The organism is Aestuariimicrobium sp. p3-SID1156 (genome assembly GCF_025144225.1).
In the GTDB taxonomy this organism is placed as follows: domain Bacteria; phylum Actinomycetota; class Actinomycetes; order Propionibacteriales; family Propionibacteriaceae; genus Aestuariimicrobium.
In genome coordinates, this window is sequence record NZ_JALXXB010000026.1 from 1 (window position 1) to 832 (window position 832).

The 832-nt window shown below is 66.3% G+C and carries 1 protein-coding gene and 1 pseudogene; both read left to right on the plus strand.

What is annotated here, in order from left to right:
* The first annotated feature begins 29 nt into the window (after positions 1 to 29).
* Positions 30 to 329: a transposase gene (locus tag M3G03_RS12760; RefSeq protein WP_259810507.1), complete on the plus strand. Its 300-nt coding sequence runs from the start codon at positions 30 to 32 to the stop codon at positions 327 to 329.
* Positions 326 to 832 (plus strand): annotated as a pseudogene (locus tag M3G03_RS12765) (IS3 family transposase); the annotation flags it as partial. The gene M3G03_RS12760 and the pseudogene M3G03_RS12765, both read left to right, overlap by 4 nt.

An 832-nucleotide genomic window follows, 5' to 3' on the forward strand; every position in this document is an offset into this window, starting at 1 on the left:
CCGGGAGGGGTTGCTGGAAGGATGTCGACATGCCCGCTGCGTATCCGAAGGAGTTCCGCGACGATGTCGTGGCCGTTGCCCGCCGGGGTGACATGAGCATCAAGCAGGTGGCGAAGGACTTCGGGATCGCCGAGTCCTGCCTGCGCAACTGGCTCGCCCAGGACGATGTCGAGGCCGGCACCAGGCCCGGTGTCACGAAGGCCGAGAACGAGGAGCTCAAGGCCCTCAAGCGCCGCAACCGCGAACTGGAGATGGAGAATGAGGTCCTGCGCCGGGCCGCGGCGTATCTGTCGCAGGCGAACCTGAAACTGGGCCAGTCCCCAAAATGACGTTCCCCGTCGTCACGGACCTGGCCGGCGACGGGGTTCCCGTGAAGCTCTCGTGCCGGGTGCTGGGGTTCTCCCGGCAGGCCTACTACCAGTGGCTCTCCGACCCCGTCTCCGAGCGGGAATGGGCTGATGCGCATGCCGCGAACGCCGTGCTCGACGCCCATGCCGATGATCCGGAGTTCGGCTACCGGTTCCTGGCCGACGAGCTTCGCGACAAGGGCTTGGACGTGTCGGACCACCAGGTGCTCAAGGCCTGTCGGCTGGTCCATGTCCGCTGCTGCCACTCGCTCCGGCGCGGCTCTGGGAAGCGGCCCGGGCCGCCGGTCCATGACGACCTGGTCCGTCGTGAATTCACTGCTGACAGGCCCAATCGCCTCTGGCTGACGGACATTTCGGAGCACTGGGCCGGGGACTCGAAGCTGTATCTGTGTGCGGTCAAGGACGTGTTCTCGAACCGGATCGTCGGCTACTCGATCGACCGCCGAATGACCTCCCAGCTCGCC

Excerpts from the sequence above, each read along its gene's own strand:
- M3G03_RS12760 (WP_259810507.1), top strand. The coding sequence starts at position 30 with ATGCCCGCTGCGTATCCGAAGGAGTTCCGCGACGATGTCGTGGCCGTT.